Origin of the sequence: uncultured Virgibacillus sp. (assembly GCF_947495635.1) — a bacterium.
Classification (GTDB): Bacteria; Bacillota; Bacilli; order Bacillales; family Amphibacillaceae; genus Virgibacillus; species Virgibacillus salarius.
This window is the reverse complement of sequence record NZ_CANMAB010000028.1, coordinates 13,066-39,435: the sequence shown is the minus strand read 5'-3', so window position 1 is coordinate 39,435 and position 26,370 is coordinate 13,066. Positions and strand designations below refer to the sequence as shown.

Sequence of the window (26,370 nt, the reverse complement as noted above, 5' to 3'; positions counted from 1 at the left end):
TAGACATGCCAACTTAAAATACAATCATGGAAACCGCACATTTTGGGCTAAAGGTTACTATGTCAGTACAGTAGGGCTCAATCAAAAAACTGTGGCAAAATACATTCGTGAACAAGAATCGGAGGATAGACTACGAGACAACATGAGTAAACGTGAATACGTCGATCCATTTAAAAATAGGTAGGAAGATAAACGGTTGACGGTCAATTCAGAAGCCCCTTTAGGGGTCTCGTTGGTAAAGTGCCCTTATAGGGCGAAACTAAAACCGCCCGTTTTACGGGCGGATAGTTATTTGGTGCGCCAGGCATGGCGACTATCTAGGTGGTGAAAGTCCACTGTGGGGGTACACATCAACCAACCACTAGAGAAGCGCAAGGTGTTTATCGTGAGGTAAAGGCTGAAGGAAGCGTGTATCAAAATCTTGGCTCGACGAACAGAAATCTGATACCAAGGCTCTGTAGGCGGACAAGGCTCCCAAACAAGCCAAAGTCCAAAAGATGTGCGTAACCCTATAGAGTAAATCAGACGAGTAAAAGAGGAAAGATAGTTGTCCTTACCCTGAGAGGTCTCACGGACAGCTGAGGAGTCCTCTAAAAAGAAAGCTGGTCGAAAAAGGTTTATCGTGAGAAGTCAGCCGACGCCATAGTAGTGATGAAAAAAAATCATGAAGGGCTGAACAATTTATAGTGTTTCTACGCCATGAATGCACGAAGGATAGACTTCTGGATGTATTAATGATAAAAGTATGAGCGTATCTCAGAGGATAATCAAAAGAGAAGTGTTCTTCGTCACGTGAAAGGAAAGGAGGCAAAGAGGTATTCCCTTTGCTTTAGACCGTTATCTAAAAGTACACACAGAGATGTAAATTGAATCGCCGTATACGGAACCGTATGTACTAGTGGTGTGAGAGGGGCGAGAAGCTCTTAGCTTCTCCCTCTACTCGATTATCCCGCATATAACTGGCAATAAGACCGCCACTTTAAGCGATAAAGGGTAACCAATATTGGTAGTGGGGATCAACTACCAGTAAATGTCCGATTCGTTCAAAGTACTTAAGGTCATTCCCTTGTGGTACTATCAATCATTGGGGATAAACTAAACTACAATAATTGAAGTTTCACTTTAAACGACAATACATATATGTAAACTATATGCTAACCGAAGAGTAATAGTTTTGCATTCAGTTTAGTGGTTCCGTTATCTGTCGTATTGTAGGACAAACTGAAAGTATGCTAGGCAGATATACATCCTATAATTTCCGAACTGTTTATTGTAATATCTCATGATGATGACTTTGTTTATTTCATGCTATATTTAAAGTATCATTAACAGATCACTTTATGGTACTATTTAGTTAATCCGTAAAAAATGAAACTAATTAAGGTATGATTCGTATATATAACTATACATAATAAGGAGGTGATCGTGGTTGCCTACTAGGAAAGTATTTACATATTTAGTTTTCTTTATCGCTTTTTTCTTTCCACTTTTCCATCAAGTACCTGTAGGTGCTGCTGACAAAGGTGAAGGTAAATTGGTGTATGTCATACCTATTGAAAAAGAAGTGGAACGAGGACTTGAAGCATTTCTCACTCGTGCAACAGAAGAGGCAAGGGAAGAGGGAGCAGATCATATTATATTTGAAATTGATACTCCAGGTGGTAGAGTCGATTCCGCAGGTCAAATTGCAAAGCTTCTTCAAAATTTAGATATTCCAACAACATCTTATGTTGTGAATCAAGCTTATTCTGCAGGTTCTTATATCGCTTTAAATACGGATTCTATTTATATGAAGCCCCAGGCTACAATGGGAGCAAGTGGTGTAATCACCTCCGATGGTAATGCAGCTGATCAAAAAGCACAATCAGCTTGGATTGCTGCTATGAAAAGTGCTGCAGAATCAAAAGGAAGAGACCCATTATACGCAGCAGCTATGGCGGATAAAAGCATTGATTTGCCAGAATTAGATGCAGGAGAGGGTGAATTTTTAACTTTAGGACCTTCTTCCGCCTTAGAAGTAGGTTATTCTGAAGGAACGATTGAAGATCGTGTAGAATTACTTCATGAATTAGGTCTATCTGAGGCGAAGATTATTGAGAAGGAGACTACTTTATCTGAAGAGATAGCTAGGTTTTTAACAAATCCAGTTGTTATACCAATCCTCTTATCTGTTGCTAGCCTTGGTTTAGTAGTCGAATTATATTCCCCTGGATTTGGTGTTCCTGGTATAATGGGACTCGTTTCGCTCGTATTATTTTTCTATGGTCATATTGTAGCAGGCTTAGCAGGTATGGAGGCAATCATATTACTTGTACTAGGTATTGTATTAATTATTGCAGAAATATTTGTACCTGGTGGCATTATGGGTTTGCTTGGCATTGGCGCAATCATAGGTTCATTATTTCTGTCCGGCTATGACCTTGGTCACATGTCAATGAGTATAGGAATTGCATTTTTAGTCACCCTAGTCGTTTCCGTTATCTTATTTCGAAGAATGGGAATGGATAAAGGTATTTTCCGGCATATTATCCTAAAAGACCAAACAACTACTGAGCAAGGATATGTGTCCTCTGTAAATCGATTAGAGCTAATTGGGTTGGAAGGTGTAACCGTGACGCCATTACGTCCAGCTGGAACAGCTGTTTTTGAAAATGAGCGTCTAGATGTAGTTTCAGAAGGCGGATTTATTGGTGAGAACCAAAAAGTAAAGGTTGTTAAGGTTGAAGGTGTACGTATCGTGGTGAGAAAAGTTAATTAATGGATGTTTGACTGCATTCAATTGATAAACTATATTGAATGGAGTTCTATGCATATAATAAATGATTTATAGGAGGAAAAATAATGGATTTACAAGAACTAATGCCGTTAATTATTATTGCGGTTATCTTAATTGCTGTAGCAATTTTATTTACATTCATTCCAGTAATGCTATGGATTAGTGCGCTGGCAGCGGGCGTGAAAGTGGGTATTTTCCAATTAGTCGGGATGCGACTTAGAAGGGTTGTGCCAAATCGGGTTATCAATCCGTTAATTAAAGCACATAAAGCTGGATTAAATGTTAAAACAAATCAGCTGGAGAGTCATTATTTAGCTGGTGGTAACGTAGACCGTGTTGTGAATGCTTTAATCGCTGCACATCGTGCAAATATCGAATTACCATTTGAACGAGGGGCTGCTATTGATTTAGCAGGTCGTGATGTATTAGAAGCAGTTCAAATGAGTGTTAATCCAAAAGTTATTGAAACACCATTTATTGCAGGTATTGCCATGGATGGTATTGAAGTAAAAGCAAAAGCAAGAATCACCGTGCGGGCTAATATCGATCGACTAGTCGGTGGTGCTGGTGAGGAAACGGTTATTGCTCGTGTTGGTGAAGGTGTGGTTAGTACAATTGGTAGCTCAGAAGCACACACACAAGTACTGGAAAATCCAGATTCTATTTCGCACAATGTATTAAATCGTGGTTTAGATGCTGGTACCGCTTTTGAAATTTTATCGATCGATATTGCAGATGTTGATATCGGTAAAAATATTGGAGCGATTCTACAAACAGATCAAGCGGAAGCGGATAAAAATATCGCACAGGCAAAAGCCGAAGAACGTCGTGCAATGGCGGTTGCTCAAGAACAAGAAATGCTTGCACGGGTTCAAGAAATGCGTGCAAAAGTTGTGGAAGCAGAAGCAGATGTACCACTTGCTCTTGCTGAGGCTTTACGTTCAGGAAACTTAGGTGTGATGGACTACATGAACTATAAAAACATTGATGCAGATACAGATATGCGAGATTCTATAGGTAATTTATCTAAAGATAATCATGACGAAAATGATCCTAAATAATCCTAAAAGTAAGGGAGGGGTTTGATGGATGCCCTATCCAACCTAATTGATGCTATTTTTAGTAATTTCTTTATTGTTTTTGCTATAATAGCAGGGATCATAGGAGTTTTAAAAGATGGTTCTAAAAAGGATGACCAGAAGGGAAATAGACAGCCTAATCGAACAAAGCCGACTCCAACTCCTTCTGGTGGGACTCCTAACCGAAATCGAACACAGTCGATACCTAATTCAACTAATGCTTCTACTACCGTGTCGACCATTTCTGTTGATGATCAGCACAAAGAGCAGATGGAACGACTAGCTAATCAAATGGGAGCCGACAAATCAAGTGAAAGTCTAGATATCACAAAGTATTCTAAGACTCTTGATAGAGGTCAGATTCAACAAATAGATGATGAGCTTACGGAAGTTCAGAAGCAGTTGAAGAAGCAAGTTTCTAATAATCTAACGAGAAAAGGATTAGTAAATGGAATTATTATGGCAGAAGTTCTAGGGAAACCGAGAGCGATAAAGCCATATCGAAATGTTATTGCTGAAAGAAGAAGACGATAATTATCCAAAGCCATTCATAAGCAACGTTGCTTGTGAATGGCTTTTTTGTAAGTTAAGAAAGTATAAAATCAGTGCAATGACTGCGTTAAGCCAAGTAGTTATTTTGAAATGTTTGATGTATATTGGCAATGCTCCGACTAATTACTTCGCTTTCCGCGGGCACGGCCTCAACTAACTTTGCAAAGAAGAACACGTTGCAAAGTGGATTTTCGGCTCGCGCTAATCCCGCAGGAGTCTACGTAATTAGTCTCCGCTATGAGAAGGTGCAACAATTCTTGTCATAAGTAATAGGTTGACTTTTTTTACAATGGGTAAAGTGAAAATCGCTATCCGTGAGTATAAAAGCAGCTGTGTTACTTCATGCTAGCGTTGTAGAGCCTGATAATAGCGAAGGCCGGCCACTTCAACTCCTGTGGGAAATGTTTGACCTGAAGATCCACTTTTTTGAGCGGGTTTTGCTAAAAAAGTTAGCTGAAGGACAAACCCCACGGAAAGGGAAGTGGGCAGCCGGAGTGGTGGTCAAGCAGTAGCTATTATTCCATAATAGCTACTAGAGGAAGCGTAAATCTGAGCATTTAGTGATAAGGACTGAGCGAATTTTGCTCAGTTTTTCTAGTGTGTTGCGATCTTTTATCATGACAACCTGATATAAACGGAGGATTTTATGATGTAGTTGTTCTTAACTAATGATTATTTTCATAAATATGTATGAGAGAGGGGGCTGCATTGTGAAGAAATGGCATCAAGGTATCCTACCGTGGTTAACAAAATATTTTGCACTTCCTTCAGATGTAGTACTTGAACTACCTAGGATTACAGTTATTGGTCAACTACATGTATACATTGAGAACCATAAAGGATTGGCAACATATTCTGATACGGAACTTAAATTAAAGGCAAACAAAGGATATATTCAAATTACGGGATCATCATTCGTACTAAAAATGATGCTACCCGAGGAAATATTGCTAGAAGGAACTATTCGAGATATTAAATTCATTTCAGATCATTAAAGGAGGAGGACATGAAGCATATACAAGAATCCGTAGTAACTGGTTATGTTACCATCTCAGTTATTGGTAAAAGGCCTGAACTTTTCTTTCAACAATGTACAAGTTCTGGAATACGTGTCTGGAATGTAAGAAAGACTGAAAGTGATGTATGTGAGGGCAATATAAAGTTAAGCGATATTAAACAAGTAAAACAATTAAGAAGCAGAACAGTTTATAAAATTAGATTTACGAATAGAAAAGGTTACCCATTCTTCATTCGACGTTTCTTACGTAAAAAAGAATTATTACTAGGATTTATATGTAGTGTGTTACTTATTCTATTTCTCTCCAATATTCTCTGGGAGGTTAAGATAACTGGTGTTCCAAAAGATATTGAGGAAAAGATCAGTAAGCAATTAGAACAATATGGAATACATGCTGGTACGTGGATATTTTCATTGGATTCGCCAAAAGAAATACAACAACAATTATTAGATGACGTACCTGAGTTATTATGGGTAGGTATAAACCAAAAAGGGACAACCTTTTTCTTAGAAGGTGTCGAAAAAGTAGTAGTGAAAGAAGAAGAAAACCCAGGTCCTCGAAATCTAGTTGCTTCGAAAAAAGGAATTATAAAGAAAATGTATGTGTCAAGTGGTGTACCAAAAGTGCAGGTGAATGACTATGTCCATCCGGGGGATATTCTTGTTTCTGGGAAGATGAGTGACAAAAGTACAGAAGAGGATGATGCAAAGAAGGAAGAGAAAAAGGTCGATTATGTCGCAGCTGATGGAGAAATCACAGCAACTACTTGGTATGAAGTAAAAGTGACAGTTCCATTAAACGCAAGTTCAGAGCAGCTTACTGGAAATAAAGAGAAGAAGTTTTATTTAGGTTTTGGCAACTTTCAATTACCAATCTGGGGTTTTAAAACACCTGAATACACGTATGATCAACGTGAAATAACAGAAAATCCGATTCGTTTTTTAAAATGGGAGTTACCTGTTAAAATGATTGAAACTTTAATCAGCGAAAAAACGTATAAAAAAGAGGAAAGGACGAAAAACCAAGCCATTAAAACAGGGATTAAACAAGCTAAAGAAGAGTTAAGATTACAGTTGGGACCAGAGGCACAAATACTGTCAGAAAAAGTTTTGCATGAATCTGTAGAGCGTGGTAAAGTTAAACTAAACTTATATATGAGTGTAGAAGAGAATATTGTCGAAACACAACCTTTACGTCAAGGAGATTAAGTATGCCAGAAAACCTTACAGAAATTGATTTACAACTAACAAGTCCAAATGAAGCTTTAGGATTATTTGGCACTAACGATAAATTTCTTATTCAGTTGGAGGAACTTCTTAATATTTCTATCGTAACAAGGGGAGAGCAGGTTCTTGTTTCTGGAGATCAACAATCTGTTTCCCTTGCTCAAGACATTTTATTAACCATGTTATCGGTTATACGTAAAGGCTTAAAAATAGCCGAAAGAGATGTAGTCTATGCTGTAGATCTAGCACAAAAAGGGAAGTTGAATCAATTCGAAACGCTCTTTGAAGATGAGATTACTAAAAATGCGAAGGGCAAGGCTATTCGCGTGAAAACTTTGGGACAGAGAAGTTACATTTCAGCCATTAAAGCAAATGATCTTGTTTTCGGCATTGGGCCAGCAGGGACAGGAAAAACCTATTTAGCAGTAGTTATGGCAGTTCATGCTTTAAAAAATGGATTGGTGAAAAAGATTATTCTTACTAGACCTGCTGTTGAAGCAGGAGAGAGCTTAGGCTTCTTACCAGGTGATTTAAAAGAGAAGGTAGATCCATATTTAAGACCTTTATATGATGCCTTGCATGATGTATTGGGGGCTGAGCATACAATTAGACTGATTGAGCGCGAGACTATTGAAATAGCTCCATTAGCCTATATGAGGGGAAGAACATTGGATGATGCTTTTGTTATTTTAGACGAGGCTCAAAATACGACGCCTGAACAAATGAAAATGTTTTTAACCCGCTTAGGATTTGGTTCAAAAATGGTAATCACTGGAGATATTACACAAATTGACTTGCCCAAAGGTGTTCAATCTGGATTATTTACAGCTAGTAAGCTGCTAAATGGTGTAAAAGGAATAGGGTTTGTATATTTAGAACAGACAGATGTAGTAAGACACCCATTAGTTCAGCGAATTATCAATGCGTACGAAAAAGATAAGTAAATGATTGGATAGGTAAGACCCCTTTACTGGGTCTTATTTCTGTATTTTCCTAGTTAAAGGGGGGGGAAAGCACTTGTTTAAGAATCGTTTTAAGTTCGATGATAACTGGTTAATTAAACGATACAATAAATGGTTCATGATTATAATAGCAGCTATTTTATTAGGTTTATTTATTTTTGCGTTAACGATTAAAAACGTACATACAGAAACATATGATATTGAAAGATTTAGTAGAGCTAAAGAAACAATTCGTTCACCCGTAACTATTGAAAATGAACAAGAGACAGAACGTAAAACAAGAGAGACTGTTCAAGCGGTAGAAGATAGATATAATATTAATCAAGAAATTACGAAAGAGCGCATTGCTTATACAAATGAGATATTTGATGCAATTTCTAAGATTGAGGAAGAATCAAAAAAGGAAGATAGTAAAGATGATAGTCATAAGCAGCCACTGTCGAATCAGGAGAAAGTTCAACGCTTGAAACAGATATTATCTCCTGAAATTACAGAGCGAGTAAGTGATAATTCGCTTTCTCAATTAGTAGAAATTCCTAAGGAAGAACGTAATAAGGGAAGAAAGTTATTTGTTGAGTCATTAACAAAGGTAATGAATAACGGAGTTCGGACGGAGAATACGCAAAGCGCGATCACATCCATAAAACAGAATATAAAGTATACGGAGTTAGACGCGGATCTTAAAGACGTTTTAACAAAATTAAGTGAGTTCGCTGTTGTTGAGAACTCATTCTTTGATGTAGATAAAACATCTACTGCTAGAAAGGAAGCGGCAAGTAGCGTAGAGCCAGTAGTTATTAGGGCAGGGGAAATTATTGTTCGAGAGGAACAAATTATAACAAATGAAATATATGAGAAGTTAAAACTTGTTGGTGTGCTTGATAAAGAGAGGAATTTATTCCCTGGCATTGGATTGGCGTTATTAATTTTGTTACTTTGTACGATTGTCGTACATGAAATGAATTGGGTTGCGAAAAACTATCGTTTAGATCGAGGTAAAATCATCTCGATACTATTAATAAGTGTAATCGTCATCGCTTTAATGAAAATTGTTAGCATGTTTACGACGCAAGTGAACCAGCTGTTTTATGTAATGCCAATTGCAACAGGTTCATTACTACTCAAACAATTGATTCATGAACGTACTGCCATTGTTTTTAGTGGATTGTATGCGATATTAGGTAGTGTTATTTTTAATAGCCAAATACCTGGATCCTTAAATGTAGAGGCTGGTATATATTTCTTTCTATCTCAATTAGCAGCAGTTTTTTTTCTTATGAATGTCAAGGATCGTCTAGCTATATTAAAAGCTGGTATTGGGATGGGTATTGTAAATATAATGATTGTAGTACTATTTATATTTCTATCATTTGAAAAATATGTCTTAACAGATATATTTATTCAATCGTCTTTTGCTGCGGCATCTGCCTTTTTATCGGCAGTTCTTACGATGGGCTTATTACCATTTTTTGAGACATCATTGGGAATATTATCAGACATAAAGCTATTACAGCTTTCAAGTCCCAATCATCCGCTTTTGAAGAAGCTTTTAACGGAAGCACCGGGAACATATCATCATTCCATCATGGTTGCTAATCTAAGTGAAACAGCGTGCGAGGCAATTGGCGCTAATGGGTTACTAGCTAGAGTTGGAGCATATTATCATGATCTTGGGAAGACAGTACGCCCGCATTATTTTATTGAAAATCAATTGGCAATAAAAAATCCTCATGATGTTATCGCACCGGAGGAGAGCGCGGAGATCATCATTAGTCATCCATACGATGGTGCACAGATGTTAAAACAACATCGTTTACCAAAGGAGATTATAGATATAGCGAAACAACATCACGGTACATCCCTGTTAACATACTTTTATTATAAAGCAAAAGATGCAGGGAAGCAGGTAACAGAAGAGCAGTTTCGTTATCCAGGTCCAAAACCACAGACAAAAGAAGCTGCAATTATTAGTATTTGTGATTCAGTAGAAGCAGCAGTTCGCTCATTAAAAGAGCCAACAGAAGAAAAAATAGAAGAAATAGTAGCGTCTATAATAAATAATAAAATGACAGATGGTCAGCTTGATGAATGTCCACTTACGTTAAAGGAACTTCATACAATCCAACGTATAACGTGCAATACCTTGAAAGGAATTTTTCACTCTCGTATTCAATATCCGGTAAAGGAGGCAAAATAGATGTATATTGATTTTCATGATCAGACAAATTCTGTTCCAAGTGATTATATTGATATGATACAGCGGTTAATTACCTACGCAGCTAAAAAAGAAGGCGTTAGTCAAGAAGCGGAGCTTTCCATTAATTTTGTAAGTAATAAAGAAATTCAAGAAATAAATCGTAATTACCGGCAAAAAAATGTACCAACAGATGTAATATCTTTTGCCATGCAGGAGGCTGGAGAAGGCGAAATAGATATTATCGATGAGGACCTTCCGTTATTACTTGGTGATATTGTTATTTCGATCGACAAAGCAAGAGAGCAAGCTGATGAGTATAACCATTCCCTTGAAAGAGAATTAGGCTTCTTGTCCGTTCATGGCTTTCTTCACCTGTTAGGCTATGATCATATGACTAAACAGGATGAAAAAAACATGTTTGCCAAACAAGATCTCATACTAGGTGAGTTTGGAATTGAAAGATAATAAGAAATCGATAGGCTTCTCTTATGCCTGGAACGGAATAATGCATGTTATTAAGCATGAACGCAATTTTCGACTGCATCTCGTTTCTGCATCTCTTGTTATAGTAGCAGGCTTTATTTGTCGGCTTTCTTCGTTCGAATGGATGTTCATACTTTTAGCTATAGGCTTGGTGTTAACTGCTGAATTGATAAATAGTGCAATGGAAAGTATGATGGATTATCTGAAACCCGATATCCATCCAATTGCTAAGCAAATAAAGGATATGGCTGCTGGTGCCGTTCTTATTTCTGCTATTACAGCTGCAGGAATAGGATTGATTATTTTTGCACCAAAATTAGTATTATTTTAGAGAGTCGCGTGGCTCTCTTTTTTTTATTTGTTTCCATTCTCATAGCTCATCCAGACTTCCGTTTCTGTTAAGGTAAAAATTTTGTCTGGAGATATGCAGGATTATATAGAACAACCAAAAGTTTTTAAAGCTTTTGTCGATTACATGAAACTAGAGCCAATTTGTAGTATGATATGAATAAAACATATTGAATACGTCGCGGAGGCAACAGCATGGAGAATAAATTTAAATCTGGATTTATAGCAATTATTGGTAGACCAAATGTAGGGAAATCCACATTTATGAATAGGGTAATAGGCCAAAAAATCGCCATTATGAGTGATAAACCACAAACTACTAGAAACAAGATCCAAGGAGTTTTAACACAACAAGACGCACAAATGATATTTATTGATACACCAGGTATTCATAAACCAAAACATCGATTAGGAGATTTTATGGTTCAAACGGCAGAGAATACGTTAAATGAAGTGGATGCTGTCTTATTTATGATTAATGCGAGTGAAGGCTATGGAAAAGGTGATCAATACATCCTAGATCGTTTACAGAAAATAAAAAGGCCAGTATATTTGATCATAAATAAGATTGATCTTGTTCATCCAGATGACCTGTTTCCTTTAATTGATCAATATAAGGAGAAGCTTGATTTTTCTGAAATTATTCCGATCTCAGCATTGCAAGGAAACAATGTTGATCATATGCTAAACGTATTGAAAGAGCATTTACCTGAAGGTCCACAGTATTATCCAGAAGATCAAGTTACAGATCATCCTGAACGGTTTATCATTGGCGAATTAATTAGAGAGAAAGTATTACAATTGACCAGAGAAGAGGTTCCACATTCCATCGCCGTTATGTTAGAAAATATAGAGAAAAGAGATTCTGACTCCATATTTATACAGGCTACAATTGTGACTGAAAGAAAGACACAAAAGGGTATATTAATTGGCAAGCAAGGGAATATGTTAAAAAATATCGGAAAATCGGCTCGACAAGATATAGAAGCGTTATTAGGATTTAAGGTGTATTTAGAGCTGTGGGTAAAGGTTAAAAAAGATTGGCGAAACAAACAAAGTCAGCTTCATGAATACGGTTTTCGAAGTGATGAATATTAAACATGGTAAATTTTTATACTAATTGTTTTGAGTTTAGTGGTCATTCTAATTAATAAGTTACATTTTCAAACATTAAAGAAAGGTGGGGTTTCTTGTGATCGAATTTACGTGGAAAGTATTCAGTCAAACGGGAAACATTGAAACCTATTTATTAATGAAAGAGATGGAAAATGAACAGTATCCAGATGATCGAGCTCAGCATGATGAACAAACGGTTACTCCATTAGATACCAATTTATAAAGTAATTTTATGAAGAAAATCGTAGGGTCAAGCTATTCCCTTTGTTAGGTAAGAAAGGTGAAGCTACGTGTTGGAAAAAATAAAAGGACTTGTTTTAAAAACACAGGATTATGGGGAAACACATAAAATAGTTACGATATATAGTAAAAAGATAGGGAAGTTTTCTGCAATTGCGAGAGGTGCAAAGAAAACCAAAAGTAGAATGGCTGCAGTTACGCAGCCATTCATTTATGCGGAGTTTTTTGTTTATATTCAAACTGGGTTGAGCACGATTCAACAAGGAGAAATCATACACTCTTTTCGATCGATACGTGAGGATATTATAAAAACAGCATATGCTGCGTATATTGTGGAATTAACAGACAAATTATCAGACGACAAGGATCCTGATACATTTATCTTTGAACAGCTTTTTGAGACAATGAAATGGATAGAAAAGAATGATGATGTAAATATACCAACAATGATGTATGAATTAAAGCTTTACGGTAAAGGTGGTTTTGCGCCTACATTAGATCGTTGCAGTAATTGTGGTGGTAACACACCACCTTTTGTATTTTCGATTGCGGAGGGCGGGATATTATGTCACCATTGTAGAAGTATGGACCGCGAGGCAATTCAATTATCGGAATTGTTAGCAAAGCTATTACGTATATTCGCAACGGTTAATTTACAGCGAGTTGGAAATATTTCTGTAAAAAAGGAAAATCAACAATTATTGCGCCAATTATTAGATGCATATTATGATTATTATGGAGGGTATTATATCAAATCAAAGAAATTTTTGAAGCAGATTGATTTATTAAAATAAGTTGACATGAACCAGTAATGTAGCGTATTATTTGTACATAAATTATAATAAGTATTGCTGTGATGAAGAGGAGTACTTTTTGTATTTATGTAAAGCGAATCCAGAATAGTGAAAGCTGGATCATAAAGCAAATTGGAAGGGCGCTTCTGAGCGATTATAATAAAGTGGCTCATTTTCGTGATGAGCAAATAGGGTGGAACCGCGGCCTATCCCCGTCCCTATGTCTAATAAAAAAGACATAGGGACGGGGATTTTGTCTTTTACTTAACTAATATCAAGATGGAGGATATGTGAAGATGAATATTCAGGAAATGATATTAACATTACAAAAGCATTGGTCTGAACAAAACTGTATTATTATGCAAGCTTATGATGTTGAAAAAGGTGCAGGTACCATGTCGCCAATGACACTGCTGCGTAGTCTCGGTCCTGAACCATGGAATGTTGCTTATGTAGAACCGTCAAGAAGACCTGCGGACGGTCGTTATGGGGATAACCCAAATCGACTTTATCAGCATCATCAATTTCAAGTAATCATGAAGCCTTCTCCAAACAATGTTCAAGAGCTATATCTTGAATCTTTAAAGAAACTAGGAATTAATCCTCTAGAACATGATATTCGTTTCGTGGAGGATAATTGGGAGAATCCAACACTTGGAGCAGCTGGATTGGGTTGGGAAGTTTGGTTAGATGGCATGGAAATTACTCAATTCACTTATTTTCAACAGATCGGTGGTTTAGAAGCAAACCCAGTGGCTGTTGAGCTTACCTATGGTATAGAGCGGTTAGCATCCTATATTCAAGATGAAGAAAATGTGTTCGATTTAGAATGGACACCTGGTGTTACTGTAAGGGATATCTTTTATCAACCAGAATATGAGCATTCTAAATATACTTTTGAGGCATCTAATACGGAAATGTTATTTGATCTATTTACTAAGTATGAAAAGGAAGCAAAGGAGACAATGGAAAAAGGCTTAGTTTTTCCAGCATATGATTATGTATTAAAATGCTCGCATACATTTAATTTATTGGATGCAAAAGGTGTTATCTCTGTAACAGAGCGAACTGGCTATATAGGTAGAATCCGTAATCTAGCTAGAAATATTGCAAAAGCATATGTAGAAGAAAGAGAAAGACTTGGTTTTCCTATGCTGAAAAAGGAGGAACAGTAAATGGCAAAAAATGCTTTATTCGAAATAGGTGTGGAGGAACTTCCGGCTCGGTTTGTTGACGATGCAGAGTTACAGCTTAAAGAAAAAACCGAATCCTGGCTACAAGAATTACGCATTACATTTGAAAGTGTTGTTTCCTATTCTACTCCTAGACGTCTTGCTGTACTAATTAAAGGCATAGCGGAAGAGCAAACAACAATAGAAGAGGAAGTAAAAGGACCAGCTGAAAAGATTGCAAAAGCTGCAGACGGTAATTGGTCAAAAGCTGCAATTGGCTTTACAAAAGGTCAGGGGAAAACTGTAGACGACATTTATAGTAAAGAAATTAACGGTACAAACTATATTTTTGTAGAAAAGCATATTGAAGGTAAGCAAACCATTACACTATTACCTGAATTTCACAAAATTGTTGAATCCATTACATTCGGGAAAAACATGCGTTGGGGTACACAATCTATGAGATATGCGCGTCCCATTCGTTGGCTTGTGGCTTTACTTGGCGGCACGGTGATCCCTTTTGAGGTTGCTGGTGTGAAAAGTGGTAAAACAACTTACGGGCATCGGTTTCTTGGTGATAAAATTGATTTGAATAATCCTTTGAACTATGAGGATACGTTATTGGATCAATTTGTAATTGTTAATCCAAAACGGCGTGAAGATTTAATTTTAGAGGGGATTCATACGTTAGAGAAAAGTCATAGTATTCAAATACCGGTGGATAAACAATTACTTGATGAGGTGCGTAATTTAGTTGAATACCCACAAGCTTTTCTGGGCGCTTATGAAAAACAATTTTTGAAACTCCCAGAAGAAGTATTAATTACTTCCATGAAAGAGCATCAGCGTTATTTTCCAGTAAAATCAAATACAGGTGAGCTACTTCCTTACTTTGTCGGGATTAGAAATGGAAATGACGATGCATTAAATACCGTAATAAAAGGAAATGAGAAGGTACTACGTGCTCGTTTGTCCGATGCCGAGTTCTTCTATAATGAGGATTTAAAGCATTCTATAGATTTTTATAATGAAAAATTAAATCGAGTTGTCTTTCAGGAAAAACTAGGAACAATTACAGACAAAGTGAAACGTGTTGTCGTAATAGCAAACCATATTTCAGATCTACTGCACATAGAAGAAAAGGAAAATATTCTGCGAGCTGCATCGATCTGTAAATTTGACCTTTCAACAAATATGGTAAATGAGTTTACAGAATTACAAGGGGTAATTGGTGAAAAGTACGCTCAATATTTTGGTGAAACTAGGACTGTAGCACAAGCGGTGCGTGAACACTACTTACCTAAGCAGGCAAATGGTGAATTACCGAATACTATAGAGGGTTCGATTATTAGCATTGCCGATAAATTAGATACGGTGGCTGGTTGTATTGGTGTTGGACTAATTCCTTCTGGTTCACAGGATCCATATGGCTTACGTCGTCAAGCAACGGGCATTTTACGTATTATAGAAGCTAATAAGTGGAATATTCCTATGGAAACATTAATAAATCTTGCACTGGAAGTGATGGAACAATCACACATACAAATATTGGATAAGGATAAAGCATTTAGTAACCTTCATGATTTCTTGACGAATCGAGCAGCATATTTATTTAAAGAAGAATCTATTGAACAAGATATAATTCAAGCGATACTTCACAAAGAAATAGGTGTGTATACGTATGCATTAGCAAAGGCACATAACTTATCAAATAAAAGGTTAGACGCTTCGTTTAAGGCGATTCAAGAAGCACTTGTACGCGTATTAAACTTAGCTCAAAAAGCTAATTCTAATCATATAGATACAAATTTATTTGATACGGAATCGGAAAAGGCATTGTATAAAGAATTTTGCTCGATAGAGCAGTCTTACCAACAATCAGAACGTGATGCAGAACGGGATTTATTGTTATTAGGTCAACTAGCAGAACCAATTCACAATTTCTTTGATCATAATATGGTAATGGATGATAATGAAAGGATTCGTAATAATCGCTTAGCACTATTAGCAAGTATCGCTTCACTTATACAGAAATATGCGGACTTAACTAAAGTAGAATGGAAACAAAGCTTTTAATCCATAAACGCGTGCGAGACAATTCTCTTTTCTCTATTTTTAGTCTATAATATGAAGAAATAGTATAAGTCACATGGTTTTTAGGTGGTGAAGGGATGGAATTATCGAGTAGGCAGGAAGAAATTATTGAAATTGTCAAGGAGAATGGTCCAATAACGGGTGAAAATATAGCTGAACGATTAAATTTAACTAGAGCAACGCTACGCCCAGACTTGGCCATTTTGACCATGGCAGGATTTCTTGATGCGCGTCCTCGTGTTGGGTACTTTTTCACAGGAAAGACCGGAAGTGAACTACTTACGGAACAAATTAAAAAATTTAAAGTATATGAGTATCAACATGTTCCGATTGTTGTGAAAGAAAGTGTATCGGTATACGATGCCATATCTACTATGTTTCTAGAGGATGTTGGAACACTCTTTGTAGTTGATGATAAAGCTTGCTTAACGGGAGTATTATCGCGAAAAGATTTATTACGTGCAAGTATTGGCAAACAGGATTTAAACGCCGTACCGGTTCATATAATTATGACAAGAATGCCAAACATTACGGTGTGCAGAAAAGAAGATTTACTTTTAGATGTAGCCCAAAATTTGATTAATAAGCAAATAGATGGTATTCCGGTTGTTAAAGATACGGCTTCCGGTTTAGAGGTGGTAGGAAGAATAACAAAGACGACTATTACGAAGGCTTTCGTAGAATTAATTACAGATGAACATATTTAGCTACGTTTGTGGGAAGGAGTAGATGAATGAGCATGCAGCCTATTGTCTATGTTCTATCTGATTCGGTTGGTGAAACAGCTGAGTTAGTTATTAAAGCAGGTTTAAGTCAGTTTAATAATGGGGATTATAAGATACAACGGATTCCATATGTGGAAGATAAGGATACAATTGATGAAGTACTTCAAATTGCTAAAGAAAATAATGGGCTAATTGGCTTCACCCTTGTCGATCCAATTCTAAGAAACTATGTAAATGAACGATCAAAGCAACTAAATTTAGAAGCAATCGATATTATGGGACCGATGTTAAAAGCAATGGAAAGAGTATTTGAACGAACACCCCGGTTTGAAGCTGGATTAGTCCATAAATTAGATGAAGACTACTTTAAACGTGTAGAAGCCATTGAATTTGCTGTGAAATATGATGATGGTCGTGACACCAGGGGAATATCACGTGCAGATATCATACTAATCGGTGTTTCTCGGACATCGAAAACGCCACTTTCTCAATTTCTAGCCCACAAACGCTTGAAAGTGGCTAATGTTCCCATTGTTCCTGAGGTGGATCCGCCTGAAGAGTTGTTTGATGTCGATCCTGCTAAGTGTATTGGTTTGCGTATTAGTCCTGAGAAACTTAATGAAATCCGGAAAGAAAGATTAAAGGCATTAGGCCTTGGCGATCAAGCTACTTACGCAAATATGGAACGGATTTATAAAGAATTAGACTATTTTGATAAAGTGGTTAATAAGATTGGATGTAATGTAATTGATGTTTCTAACAAGGCCGTAGAAGAAACGGCTAATAGTATCATGCAGATTATTCAAAACTAGTAAGTGGCCAATCTAATCGAATAGAAAAACATTCTATATGAATATGTAGAATGTTTTTTCACGGTTAGGAAGAAAAACTACTGGGAATAATATAAAACTAGAGACGATTTGATAGCATTTTTTGTGAAAGTATATTATAATGTCTCTTTGTGTAATGATATAGCATACAGAAGATATATTTCTATCATTGTTATTTAATAAACCTTACATTTTAAGAAGGAATTTAAGTGACAAATGTAGAAGTATGTATACTGTGAGCTTGTGTTATTGAATGAATGTCTTTGCTTTTTGAATTTTTGTGACCTGCTTTTTATATAAATGAAGTAAATCAGCTTTTAGATATCCTTCACAGATTATTTTTATAAAAAGAAGGAATTTTTTTCGGTATTTCAAAAAAATATTGTCGAAAAATGAAGGATTTTTTTAATGAAAGACGAATATTAACTTAGCATGGTGATTTTATGTCCAATCAAATTCCTGAACATGTAATTGAAGAAATTCGTAAAGCAAATGATATTGTAGACATTATCGGGGAATATATTCAATTAAAAAAACAAGGTAGAAACTATTTTGGTCTTTGTCCGTTTCATGGAGAGAAAACACCTTCCTTTTCTGTTACACAGGAAAAGCAAATTTTCCACTGTTTTGGATGTGGAAAAGGTGGCAATGTGATAACATTTCTAATGGAAATGGAAAACTATTCATTTTATGAAGCATTACAATTTTTGGCGGATAGAAGTGGAATTCAATTACCAGAAACAAACAAATCAGTAAGCACTTTGTCACAAGAGACCCAAGATATACTATCTGCACACGAATGGTTAACTAAGCTTTATCATCATTTGTTGCGATTTACAAAAGATGGTAAGGAAGGCTATAGCTATTTAAAGAATCGGGGTGTCAATGATGAGGCTATTGATGAATTTCAACTTGGATTTGCTCCTAATGTAAAGAATTTTACAGCTGAATTCCTTCATAAAAAAGGATATCATCAGCAGTTACTGGTCAAAGCTGGTTTAATTACCCAACAGGATGACAATCAAGTAAGTGACCGTTTTAGAGGAAGAGTTATTTTTCCAATCCGGAATCATTTAGGGAAGACGGTTGCTTTTGGTGGTCGAGCTCTTGGAGATCAGAAGCCTAAGTATATGAATAGCCCTGAAAGTGAATTATTTCATAAAGGGAAGATTCTTTATAATTTTGACTTAGCCAAAAAGCATATTCGAAAAAAAAATGCAGCCATTTTATTTGAAGGGCAAATGGACATAATTGCTGCATATCAGGCGGGTATCAAAAATGTAATAGCTACACTTGGTACAGCATTGACGGAGTATCAAGCAAAACTTTTGAACCGCTATGTAGATACAGTTGTTATTTGTTATGATGGGGATCGTGCAGGGTTAGATGCTGCTTATAAAGCAGCCGTTTTATTACGCGATGTCGGTTGTGAAGTAAAAATAGCACATCTACAACATAATATGGACCCTGACAATTTTATTGAGAAGTATGGTGGAGAAAAATTTGAAAATGAGGTTATTAAAGCAAGTGATACCTTTATAAGCTTTTATATGCGGTATTTAATGAAAGATTATAATATGAATAATGAAGGAGATCGACTTCATTATATAGAAGAAGTATTAAAACAACTTGCTATGATTGATAGCTCAATTGAACGGGAATATTATCTAAAAGAGTTAAGTAATGAATATAATATATCGATGGATACCCTGTCAAATGAAATTTCAGGCTACCGAGAAAAGTTTGGGTCAAATAAGGATAATCGTCAGAAGAACAGATATACTACTAGTAGTAGAGAATGGAATGTTCGGAAATCCAAATTATTACCAGCTTTCCATAATGCAGAAAGACAGCTTCTATCATATATGCTCCAAGATGTCGTCATAACTGATAAGGTTCAAACAGAAATAGGAGCAGGCTTTAATATAGATTCCCATAAGATTATCGCTACTTATTTATATGCTTTTTACGAAGAAGGAAATGACCCAGATGTTAGCTTGTTTTTAGAGAAAATCACTGAACCAAAGCTTCAGCAAGAGATTACTGAAATAGCTATGATCCCGTTACAGGATGATATTAGTGATAAGGAAATAAATGATTACATTCGAATAATACAAACAAAAAAAAGTGATATGGATGCGATAAAAACGCTTAAAGATCAACAAAAGCGAGCAGAACAACAACAGGATCCAATAAAAGCTGCACAAATAGCAATGCAGATTATTGAAATAAATAAGCAGTCAAAAAATATGAATTGAATTTACGTAGTCTGGAAGGAGGGGGACTCATGGCCGATAACAAGCCTTCACAAACAAAAGAAAATGAACCTGAACTAACATTAGAACAAGCTAAAGATCAGCTGTTAGAAATGGGTAAAAAGCGCGGTGTACTTGCTTACGAAGAGATAGCTGATCGTCTATCTAATTTTGTTATAGAATCAGACCAAATGGATGAATTTTATGAGTACCTAGGAGAACAAGGTGTCGAGGTAATTGGAGAATCGGAAGAAGATCCTAATATGCAACAAATTGCAAAAGAAGAAGAATTTAATTTAAATGATCTAAGTGTCCCGCTTGGTATCAAAATAAATGACCCTGTTCGTATGTACCTTAAAGAAATAGGTCGAGTTGATTTATTATCTGCAGCAGAAGAAATCGATCTTGCTACTCGTATTGAGAAAGGTGATGAGGAGGCTAAGCGAAGACTTGCTGAAGCAAACCTTCGACTAGTCGTAAGTATTGCGAAACGGTATGTAGGAAGAGGAATGCTATTTCTCGATCTAATCCAAGAAGGTAACATGGGATTAATTAAAGCAGTCGAAAAATTTGATTACCGAAAAGGTTTTAAATTTAGTACGTATGCTACTTGGTGGATTCGTCAAGCAATAACTCGTGCAATTGCGGATCAAGCAAGAACAATTCGAATACCAGTTCATATGGTAGAGACAATTAATAAATTGATTCGCGTACAAAGACAATTGCTTCAAGATTTAGGTAGAGAGCCCACACCAGAAGAAATTGGAGAAGAAATGGAGCTTTCTCCTGACAAGGTACGTGATATATTAAAAATCGCGCAAGAGCCTGTTTCGTTGGAAACACCTATAGGTGAAGAAGATGATTCCCATTTAGGGGATTTCATTGAAGACCAAGAGGCTGTCTCTCCTTCAGATCATGCTGCATATGAACTTTTAAAGGAACAATTAGAGGATGTTTTAGATACACTGACAGATCGTGAAGAAAATGTGCTACGTTTGCGCTTCGGTCTAGATGATGGGCGAACAAGAACCTTAGAAGAAGTTGGAAAAGTGTTTGGTGTGACACGGGAAAGAATTCGTCAAATAGAAGCTAAGGCACTTCGTAAGTTAAGACATCCGAGTAGAAGCAAACGATTAAAGGACTTTCTTGATTAATAAATGTTTTGTCATTGGACAACAATGTTGTCCAATGACTTTTCCTATTCAAGTACTACAAGACTAATATAGTGATGTCGATATCGGAGTGACCGATTTTGGAAGAACGAAAACAAATTATTATGGATGAAATTCATTATTGGAAGCAGCATAAAATGCTGCCAGTCGTTTATTGCGACTTTCTGTTAGCACTATATTCAAATGGTGACGAGCAAATAGAGCCTTCAGTTATAGGCCAAAATCGATTTATCGATACCATTCAAACATTACTTCTGTCGATGATGATACCGTTTTCATTGCTTGTTATTTATTTTACGCAATTTCAAATTATTTTGCAACTGAGTATGTTAATTCTTTTTTTGGGTTATTCTATTTGGATGTACGTTTACTTGAAACCTAAATGGACGTTAAAGTATCATTTAGCCTTAATGAATAGTCTCTTGATAGCATTATTTATATCTGTTTTAGTTAGTAAAGCTTACCTGCATGATTTCGGATTGATAATTATCGTTTTTATAAATTTCCTGTTTTGGGTTGTAATAGGTTTCTATAAAAAGATAAATTATTTACTTATTACTGGTATTTTAGCTCTAGTATTTACATGTATTTATATAGTTTTATAAAATTTTCACACCTAAACTCTTTAAAGAAATCGCTTTTTCAAGTAAAATAAATATAGTCTTTTACAGCGAATAAGAATTATGGGGATTACATAAGGAGGAAACGCAATGAAAAGAAACCCGGTTATCCCATATGCACTAATTGCTCTTGTCGGGATACTTGCCGTAATAGTTATTGCATTTATTGGATTAGATCAACGTAAAGACATTCAACAAGCCGAAGAAGGCGGCGGAGAACAAGCTGAAGAGGCACAAGAGGGCGAAACTACTGATGATCCTGAAGCTATTTTTGAAACAAACTGTGCTAGCTGTCACGGTGCCGATTTATCAGGTGGAATGGGGCCTGATCTGACTAAAGTTGGAAGTGAATTGTCACAAGAGGAAATACAAAATGTGATAAAAAATGGTCAGGGACAAATGCCTCCTGGAATGGCTACAGATGCTGAAGCAGAGGTTTTAGCAAAGTGGCTGGCTGAGAAAAAGTAATAGAAAAACAATGATATACGTAAAAAGCGAAGCTTTCTGCTGTTAAACAGAAAGCTTTTCTTTTTAACCGATAAAACGAATGAAAGTGGCGATACGATGACGCAGTTTAATATATCGAAACGATTAAAACGAGTAGCCTCGTTTCTTCCAAAGCGTGCATACTTTGCAGATATCGGTTCAGATCACGCTTATTTACCGTGCTTTGTATGTCAAAAAGATAAAACAGCCAAAGCAATAGCTGGCGAGGTAAACGAAGGCCCCTTTCAAAGTGCGAAAGATACGGTTAGACACTTTGAACTTGGTGATAGGGTGGATGTACGTCTAGGCAATGGCTTGGAAGTATTAGAAGCAAAAGAAGCAAAGCAGATTGTAATAGCTGGGATGGGTGGAACATTAATAACAACTATTTTAAATGAAGGAAAAGCAAAACTTGAATATACTGAGCAAATCATTGCACAACCAAATGTGGATGCACGCTCAGTTAGAGAATGGCTAATAAACAATGGTTATGGTATAGCCGATGAGGATTTAATCGAGGAAAATGATCATTTCTATGAAATTATATCTGCTACCCGATCATCGAATGATACTTCGATACATGATAAACTGGATACAAAGCAGCTTTTATTTGGACCAATTCTTTTGCAGAAGAAACCGGAAGCATTTTATCGAAAATGGAGGTTTGAGGCAAATAAGCTAGAACGGATTATTAAACAAATGAAGTTAGCTAAAGATAGTAATAATCGTAAAAAAATTAGTTTGTTTGAAAAAGAAAAAGACTGGATGGAGGAGGTCACTAATGAAACAACAGATCATGATGAATGATGTTTTTAAAATAATAGAAGATCTAGCACCTAAGTCTTTAGCTTATGAGTGGGATAATGTTGGCCTACAGATAGGATCTGCGAATAAACCAGTAAAAAAAATAATGATAACATTAGACGTGCTAGAGCGCGTTGTAGATGAAGCGATAGAAAAGGATGTCAATTTAATTATTGCGCATCATCCTTTATTATTTAAGCCGTTAAAACAAGTTAACTACGATTCCCCTTCTGGACGTATCTTACAAAAACTAATTAAATATGATATTACCGTTTACGCTGCACATACAAATTTAGACGTTGCCAGCGGTGGAGTTAATGATACGTTATGCAGTGTGCTTGATTTACAATCGCGTAGGGTACTACTTGATGAAAAAGCCAAAAAATTACTTAAACTCGCTATTTATGTACCCAATACACATGAAGAACAAGTTAGAGAAGCTATTTCAGAAGCTGGTGCTGGACATATCGGCGAGTATAGCCACTGTACATTTAAAACACAAGGACAAGGAACGTTCAAGCCTTTAGACGGAACAAATCCATTCATTGGTACAAAAGGGAAACTAGAATATGTTGACGAAGTAAAACTAGAAACGATTGTTCCAGAAGGGATATTGTCAGCTGTTTTAAAAGAAATGGAAAAGGCACATCCTTATGAAGAAGTAGCCTATGATATTTTTCCATTAGAAAATGAGGGTGACAGGATTGGTATTGGTCGTATTGGGGAATTAGATCGTACGATGACGTTAGAGGAATTTTGTAAGATGATAAAAGTAAAATTAGAGGTATCTCAGCTCCGAGTAACTGGAGATTTATCAAAACCAGTAAAGACAGTGGCAGTGCTTGGAGGTAGTGGTGAAAAATACATTCATCAAGCCAAGAAAAAAGGAGCTGATGTTTATATCACTGGTGATATGACTTTTCATACTGCGCAGGATGCATGGCAAATGGGCTTAGCAGTGATTGATCCAGGACATTATATGGAAAAAGTCATGAAGCAATCTGTAAAAGCGTACCTAGAGGAAAAACTGCATGACGTTAATATTATTCTATCCAACACGAATACAGACCCATTTCAGTTTATCTAAATTTGGAATGGTTAAAGGAGTACGTTAGAAATGAGCAAACAATTTCAAGAATTTAAATTTAGTCCAATTATGGAACAGGTTATTAATAAATTAAAGTTTAAAGTCCCTACGGAAATTCAACAACAGGTTATTCCTAAAGTGCTTCAAGGAAATAGTGTGGTTGGACAATCGCGTACTGGCTCAGGAAAGTCGCACGCTTTTTTACTTCCATTACTAAATGGGTTGCAGGAAGAGAAAAAGGAGGTGCAGATGGTAATTACTGCGCCTACTAGAGAATTGGCTACACAGCTTTATGAAGAAGTAAGGAAGATAATTCATTATGCAGAGAAGGAAAATGTATGGACAGCTAAGCTGCTTGTAGGTGGTACGGATAAGCAAAAAATGATGGAAAAATTGAAAGAACCACCTCATATTGTAGTCGGGACACCTGGCCGAATTCTTGATCTGGTAAAAGAAGAGGCTCTTTCCATCTATTCAGCAACATCCTTTGTTATTGATGAAGCAGATCTGATGCTTGATTTAGGATTTATTCATGAAGTAGACCAGCTATTAATCCGATGCCATCCAAGGATCCAGTTACTGGTCTTTTCTGCGACTATTCCTCAACGATTACAGCATTTTTTCAAAAAGTATTTGGATAATCCAGTGTATGTGAAAATTGAGGATGATTTTTCCCCAGAAACCATGGAGCATCGATTAATTTATTTGAAGCATCGGGACGAAGCATCGATTATCCATGAAATTTCTAAAACCATCCATCCGTATTTGGCAATTATATTTACGAATGGAAAAGAAAAAGCAAATGACTTAGCTGCGGCACTACAAGAAAAAGGCTTGGCTGTCGGGCTTATTCATGGTGGTCTACCTCCAAGGGAGAGAAAGCGTGTATTAAAGGAAATTCAAAATCTAAGATATCAGTATATTGTCGCTACGGATCTGGCTTCAAGAGGGATTGACATAAAAGGAGTTAGTCATGTTATCAATGCACAGCTACCTAAAGAAGAAGAATTTTATGTTCATCGGGTTGGAAGAACAGCAAGAGCAGGATTGGAAGGAACTGCAATCAGTATTTATACAGAAGAAGATCTCAAACTTATCGATAAATTAGAACAGAAGGGCCTACCCTTTACGTACGTGGATGTTCGAGATGGTGAATGGCATGAAGCGAAGTCTTGGAATCAACGTTCGTTACGAACCAAAAGTTCAACGGAAGTAGATAAGCAAGCATGGAGAAGAGTTAAAAAGTCGAAGAAAGTCAAACCGGGCTATAAGAAAAAAATGAAAAAGCAACAAGAAACCATTAAAAAACAATTGACTAAGAAGAAATATAAAAAGTAGGATTTTGTAAAGAGGTGTAAGGGATGTTGAAAATAGGATCACACGTATCGATGAGTGGTAAGAAAATGTTATTAGGCTCTTCTGAAGAAGCTGCCTCCTATGGTGCTAATACGTTTATGATTTATACCGGTGCTCCTCAAAATACGCGAAGGAAACCAATTGAGGAATTAAATATTGCTGCGGGTAAAGACCATATGGATCATCATGGTATGAAAGATATTGTAGTACATGCTCCATACATCATCAATATTGGAAATTCTGTCAAGAATGAAACGTTTGATTTAGGCGTGAATTTCCTTAGGAATGAAATGGAGCGAACAGAAGCGTTAGGAGCCAAACAGATAGTATTACATCCAGGTGCACATGTTGGTGCAGGTGCAGAGGTGGGAATTAAACAAATCATTAAAGGGTTGAACGAAGTACTTAACAACAATCAAGAGGTACAAATAGCTTTGGAAACTATGGCAGGAAAAGGTTCGGAAGTTGGGAGAACATTTGATGAATTAGCCAAAATAATTGATGGTGTTACCCATAATGAGAAGCTTTCAATATGCATGGATACATGTCATATTCATGATGGTGGTTACGATGTTGTTCATGATTTTGATGGTGTTCTAAACGAGTTTGATAAGATTATTGGAATTGACCGAATAAAGGTAGTACATGTAAATGACAGTAAAAATCCAGTAGGAGCTCATAAAGACCGTCATGAAAACATTGGCTTCGGACATATCGGTTTCGATGCATTGTTGCATGTCATTAAACACCCCCAATTAGAACAATTACCAAAAATTTTAGAGACTCCATATGTGGGTGAAGATAAAAAGAATAAGAAAGCACCATACAAATTTGAAATTGACATGATAAGAGCGGGTAAATTTGATGAAGGATTAAAAGACAAGCTCCTCCAATCTTGAAGTTGTTGTTATAAATGAAGCCATTAGCGTGTTTGCAGAAAAAGTAAAAGAGTAAGGAATAGTACGAAAGTATTATTC

The 26,370-nt window shown here is 36.4% G+C and carries 25 protein-coding genes; all 25 read left to right on the top strand.

All coding sequences use genetic code 11. The annotated features are described in order from the left end of the window. Positions 1 to 184: transposase (locus Q1A47_RS08520; RefSeq protein WP_299631641.1), on the top strand; the 184-nt coding region annotated here is incomplete at its 5' end. A gap of 1,284 nt (positions 185 to 1,468) precedes the next feature. After that, complete coding sequence (locus Q1A47_RS08515) at positions 1,469 to 2,758, top strand: nodulation protein NfeD (RefSeq protein WP_051388322.1); 1,290 nt, start codon at positions 1,469 to 1,471, stop codon at positions 2,756 to 2,758. Positions 2,759 to 2,841: 83 nt separating this feature from the next. Continuing rightward, positions 2,842 to 3,837 (top strand): flotillin-like protein FloA, encoded by a 996-nt coding sequence (gene floA / locus Q1A47_RS08510; protein ID WP_026681186.1) that lies wholly within the window; start codon positions 2,842 to 2,844, stop codon positions 3,835 to 3,837. A 24-nt stretch (positions 3,838 to 3,861) separates the two neighbouring features. Beyond that, on the top strand, positions 3,862 to 4,389 hold the full coding sequence (locus Q1A47_RS08505; protein ID WP_166530580.1) for a hypothetical protein: 528 nt from the start codon (positions 3,862 to 3,864) through the stop codon (positions 4,387 to 4,389). Positions 4,390 to 5,117: 728 nt separating this feature from the next. Continuing rightward, on the top strand, positions 5,118 to 5,402 hold the full coding sequence (gene yqfC / locus Q1A47_RS08500; RefSeq protein ID WP_026681184.1) for a sporulation protein YqfC: 285 nt from the start codon (positions 5,118 to 5,120) through the stop codon (positions 5,400 to 5,402). 11 nt (positions 5,403 to 5,413) lie between these two features. Continuing rightward, a complete protein-coding gene (gene yqfD, locus Q1A47_RS08495) occupies positions 5,414 to 6,634 on the top strand; it encodes a sporulation protein YqfD (RefSeq protein ID WP_121605271.1) in 1,221 nt (406 codons plus the stop codon). A gap of 2 nt (positions 6,635 to 6,636) precedes the next feature. Further along, positions 6,637 to 7,596 (top strand): PhoH family protein, encoded by a 960-nt coding sequence (locus tag Q1A47_RS08490; protein WP_026681182.1) that lies wholly within the window; start codon positions 6,637 to 6,639, stop codon positions 7,594 to 7,596. Positions 7,597 to 7,669: 73 nt separating this feature from the next. After that, positions 7,670 to 9,811 carry an HDIG domain-containing metalloprotein gene (locus tag Q1A47_RS08485; protein ID WP_318279869.1) on the top strand — a complete coding sequence of 714 codons (2,142 nt, stop codon included), beginning with the start codon at positions 7,670 to 7,672 and terminating at the stop codon, positions 9,809 to 9,811. After that, the gene (ybeY, locus tag Q1A47_RS08480) at positions 9,812 to 10,276 is read left to right on the top strand and encodes an rRNA maturation RNase YbeY (protein ID WP_026681180.1); all 465 of its coding nucleotides are present in this window, start codon (positions 9,812 to 9,814) and stop codon (positions 10,274 to 10,276) included. Then, positions 10,266 to 10,625, top strand: coding sequence for a diacylglycerol kinase family protein (locus Q1A47_RS08475; RefSeq protein WP_051388312.1), 360 nt, complete (start codon positions 10,266 to 10,268; stop codon positions 10,623 to 10,625). The genes ybeY and Q1A47_RS08475 overlap by 11 nt, the downstream gene beginning before the upstream one ends. Positions 10,626 to 10,837: 212 nt before the next feature. After that, positions 10,838 to 11,740, top strand: coding sequence for a GTPase Era (gene era / locus Q1A47_RS08470; protein WP_166530581.1), 903 nt, complete (start codon positions 10,838 to 10,840; stop codon positions 11,738 to 11,740). Positions 11,741 to 11,834: 94 nt separating this feature from the next. After that, on the top strand, positions 11,835 to 11,981 hold the full coding sequence (locus tag Q1A47_RS08465) for a YqzL family protein (RefSeq protein ID WP_080668672.1): 147 nt from the start codon (positions 11,835 to 11,837) through the stop codon (positions 11,979 to 11,981). Positions 11,982 to 12,048: 67 nt separating this feature from the next. Next, positions 12,049 to 12,792: a DNA repair protein RecO gene (gene recO / locus Q1A47_RS08460; protein ID WP_026681177.1), complete on the top strand. Its 744-nt coding sequence runs from the start codon at positions 12,049 to 12,051 to the stop codon at positions 12,790 to 12,792. A gap of 296 nt (positions 12,793 to 13,088) precedes the next feature. Beyond that, complete coding sequence (glyQ, locus tag Q1A47_RS08455; protein ID WP_166530582.1) at positions 13,089 to 13,967, top strand: glycine--tRNA ligase subunit alpha; 879 nt, start codon at positions 13,089 to 13,091, stop codon at positions 13,965 to 13,967. Beyond that, positions 13,968 to 16,040 (top strand): glycine--tRNA ligase subunit beta, encoded by a 2,073-nt coding sequence (gene glyS, locus Q1A47_RS08450; RefSeq protein WP_166530583.1) that lies wholly within the window; start codon positions 13,968 to 13,970, stop codon positions 16,038 to 16,040. Positions 16,041 to 16,135: 95 nt separating this feature from the next. Beyond that, positions 16,136 to 16,765: a helix-turn-helix transcriptional regulator gene (locus tag Q1A47_RS08445; RefSeq protein ID WP_026681174.1), complete on the top strand. Its 630-nt coding sequence runs from the start codon at positions 16,136 to 16,138 to the stop codon at positions 16,763 to 16,765. A gap of 26 nt (positions 16,766 to 16,791) precedes the next feature. Then, the gene (locus Q1A47_RS08440; RefSeq protein WP_026681173.1) at positions 16,792 to 17,595 is read left to right on the top strand and encodes a pyruvate, water dikinase regulatory protein; all 804 of its coding nucleotides are present in this window, start codon (positions 16,792 to 16,794) and stop codon (positions 17,593 to 17,595) included. 461 nt (positions 17,596 to 18,056) lie between these two features. Further along, a complete protein-coding gene (gene dnaG / locus Q1A47_RS08435) occupies positions 18,057 to 19,871 on the top strand; it encodes a DNA primase (RefSeq protein ID WP_026681172.1) in 1,815 nt (604 codons plus the stop codon). Between the two features lie 29 nt (positions 19,872 to 19,900). Further along, positions 19,901 to 21,022 carry an RNA polymerase sigma factor RpoD gene (gene rpoD / locus Q1A47_RS08430; RefSeq protein WP_121605269.1) on the top strand — a complete coding sequence of 374 codons (1,122 nt, stop codon included), beginning with the start codon at positions 19,901 to 19,903 and terminating at the stop codon, positions 21,020 to 21,022. A gap of 98 nt (positions 21,023 to 21,120) precedes the next feature. Next, positions 21,121 to 21,645 (top strand): hypothetical protein, encoded by a 525-nt coding sequence (locus Q1A47_RS08425; RefSeq protein WP_026681171.1) that lies wholly within the window; start codon positions 21,121 to 21,123, stop codon positions 21,643 to 21,645. A gap of 105 nt (positions 21,646 to 21,750) precedes the next feature. After that, entirely contained in the window at positions 21,751 to 22,128 is a 378-nt protein-coding gene (gene cccA, locus Q1A47_RS08420; protein WP_026681170.1) for a cytochrome c550, read from the top strand. Between the two features lie 96 nt (positions 22,129 to 22,224). Next, positions 22,225 to 22,953: a class I SAM-dependent methyltransferase gene (locus tag Q1A47_RS08415; protein ID WP_026681169.1), complete on the top strand. Its 729-nt coding sequence runs from the start codon at positions 22,225 to 22,227 to the stop codon at positions 22,951 to 22,953. Next, on the top strand, positions 22,928 to 24,037 hold the full coding sequence (locus Q1A47_RS08410; protein ID WP_026681168.1) for a Nif3-like dinuclear metal center hexameric protein: 1,110 nt from the start codon (positions 22,928 to 22,930) through the stop codon (positions 24,035 to 24,037). Before Q1A47_RS08415 ends, Q1A47_RS08410 begins: the two co-directional genes overlap by 26 nt. A gap of 30 nt (positions 24,038 to 24,067) precedes the next feature. Further along, positions 24,068 to 25,375 (top strand): DEAD/DEAH box helicase, encoded by a 1,308-nt coding sequence (locus Q1A47_RS08405; RefSeq protein ID WP_166530584.1) that lies wholly within the window; start codon positions 24,068 to 24,070, stop codon positions 25,373 to 25,375. 23 nt (positions 25,376 to 25,398) lie between these two features. After that, entirely contained in the window at positions 25,399 to 26,292 is an 894-nt protein-coding gene (locus Q1A47_RS08400; RefSeq protein ID WP_026681166.1) for a deoxyribonuclease IV, read from the top strand. Positions 26,293 to 26,370: the final 78 nt, after the last annotated feature.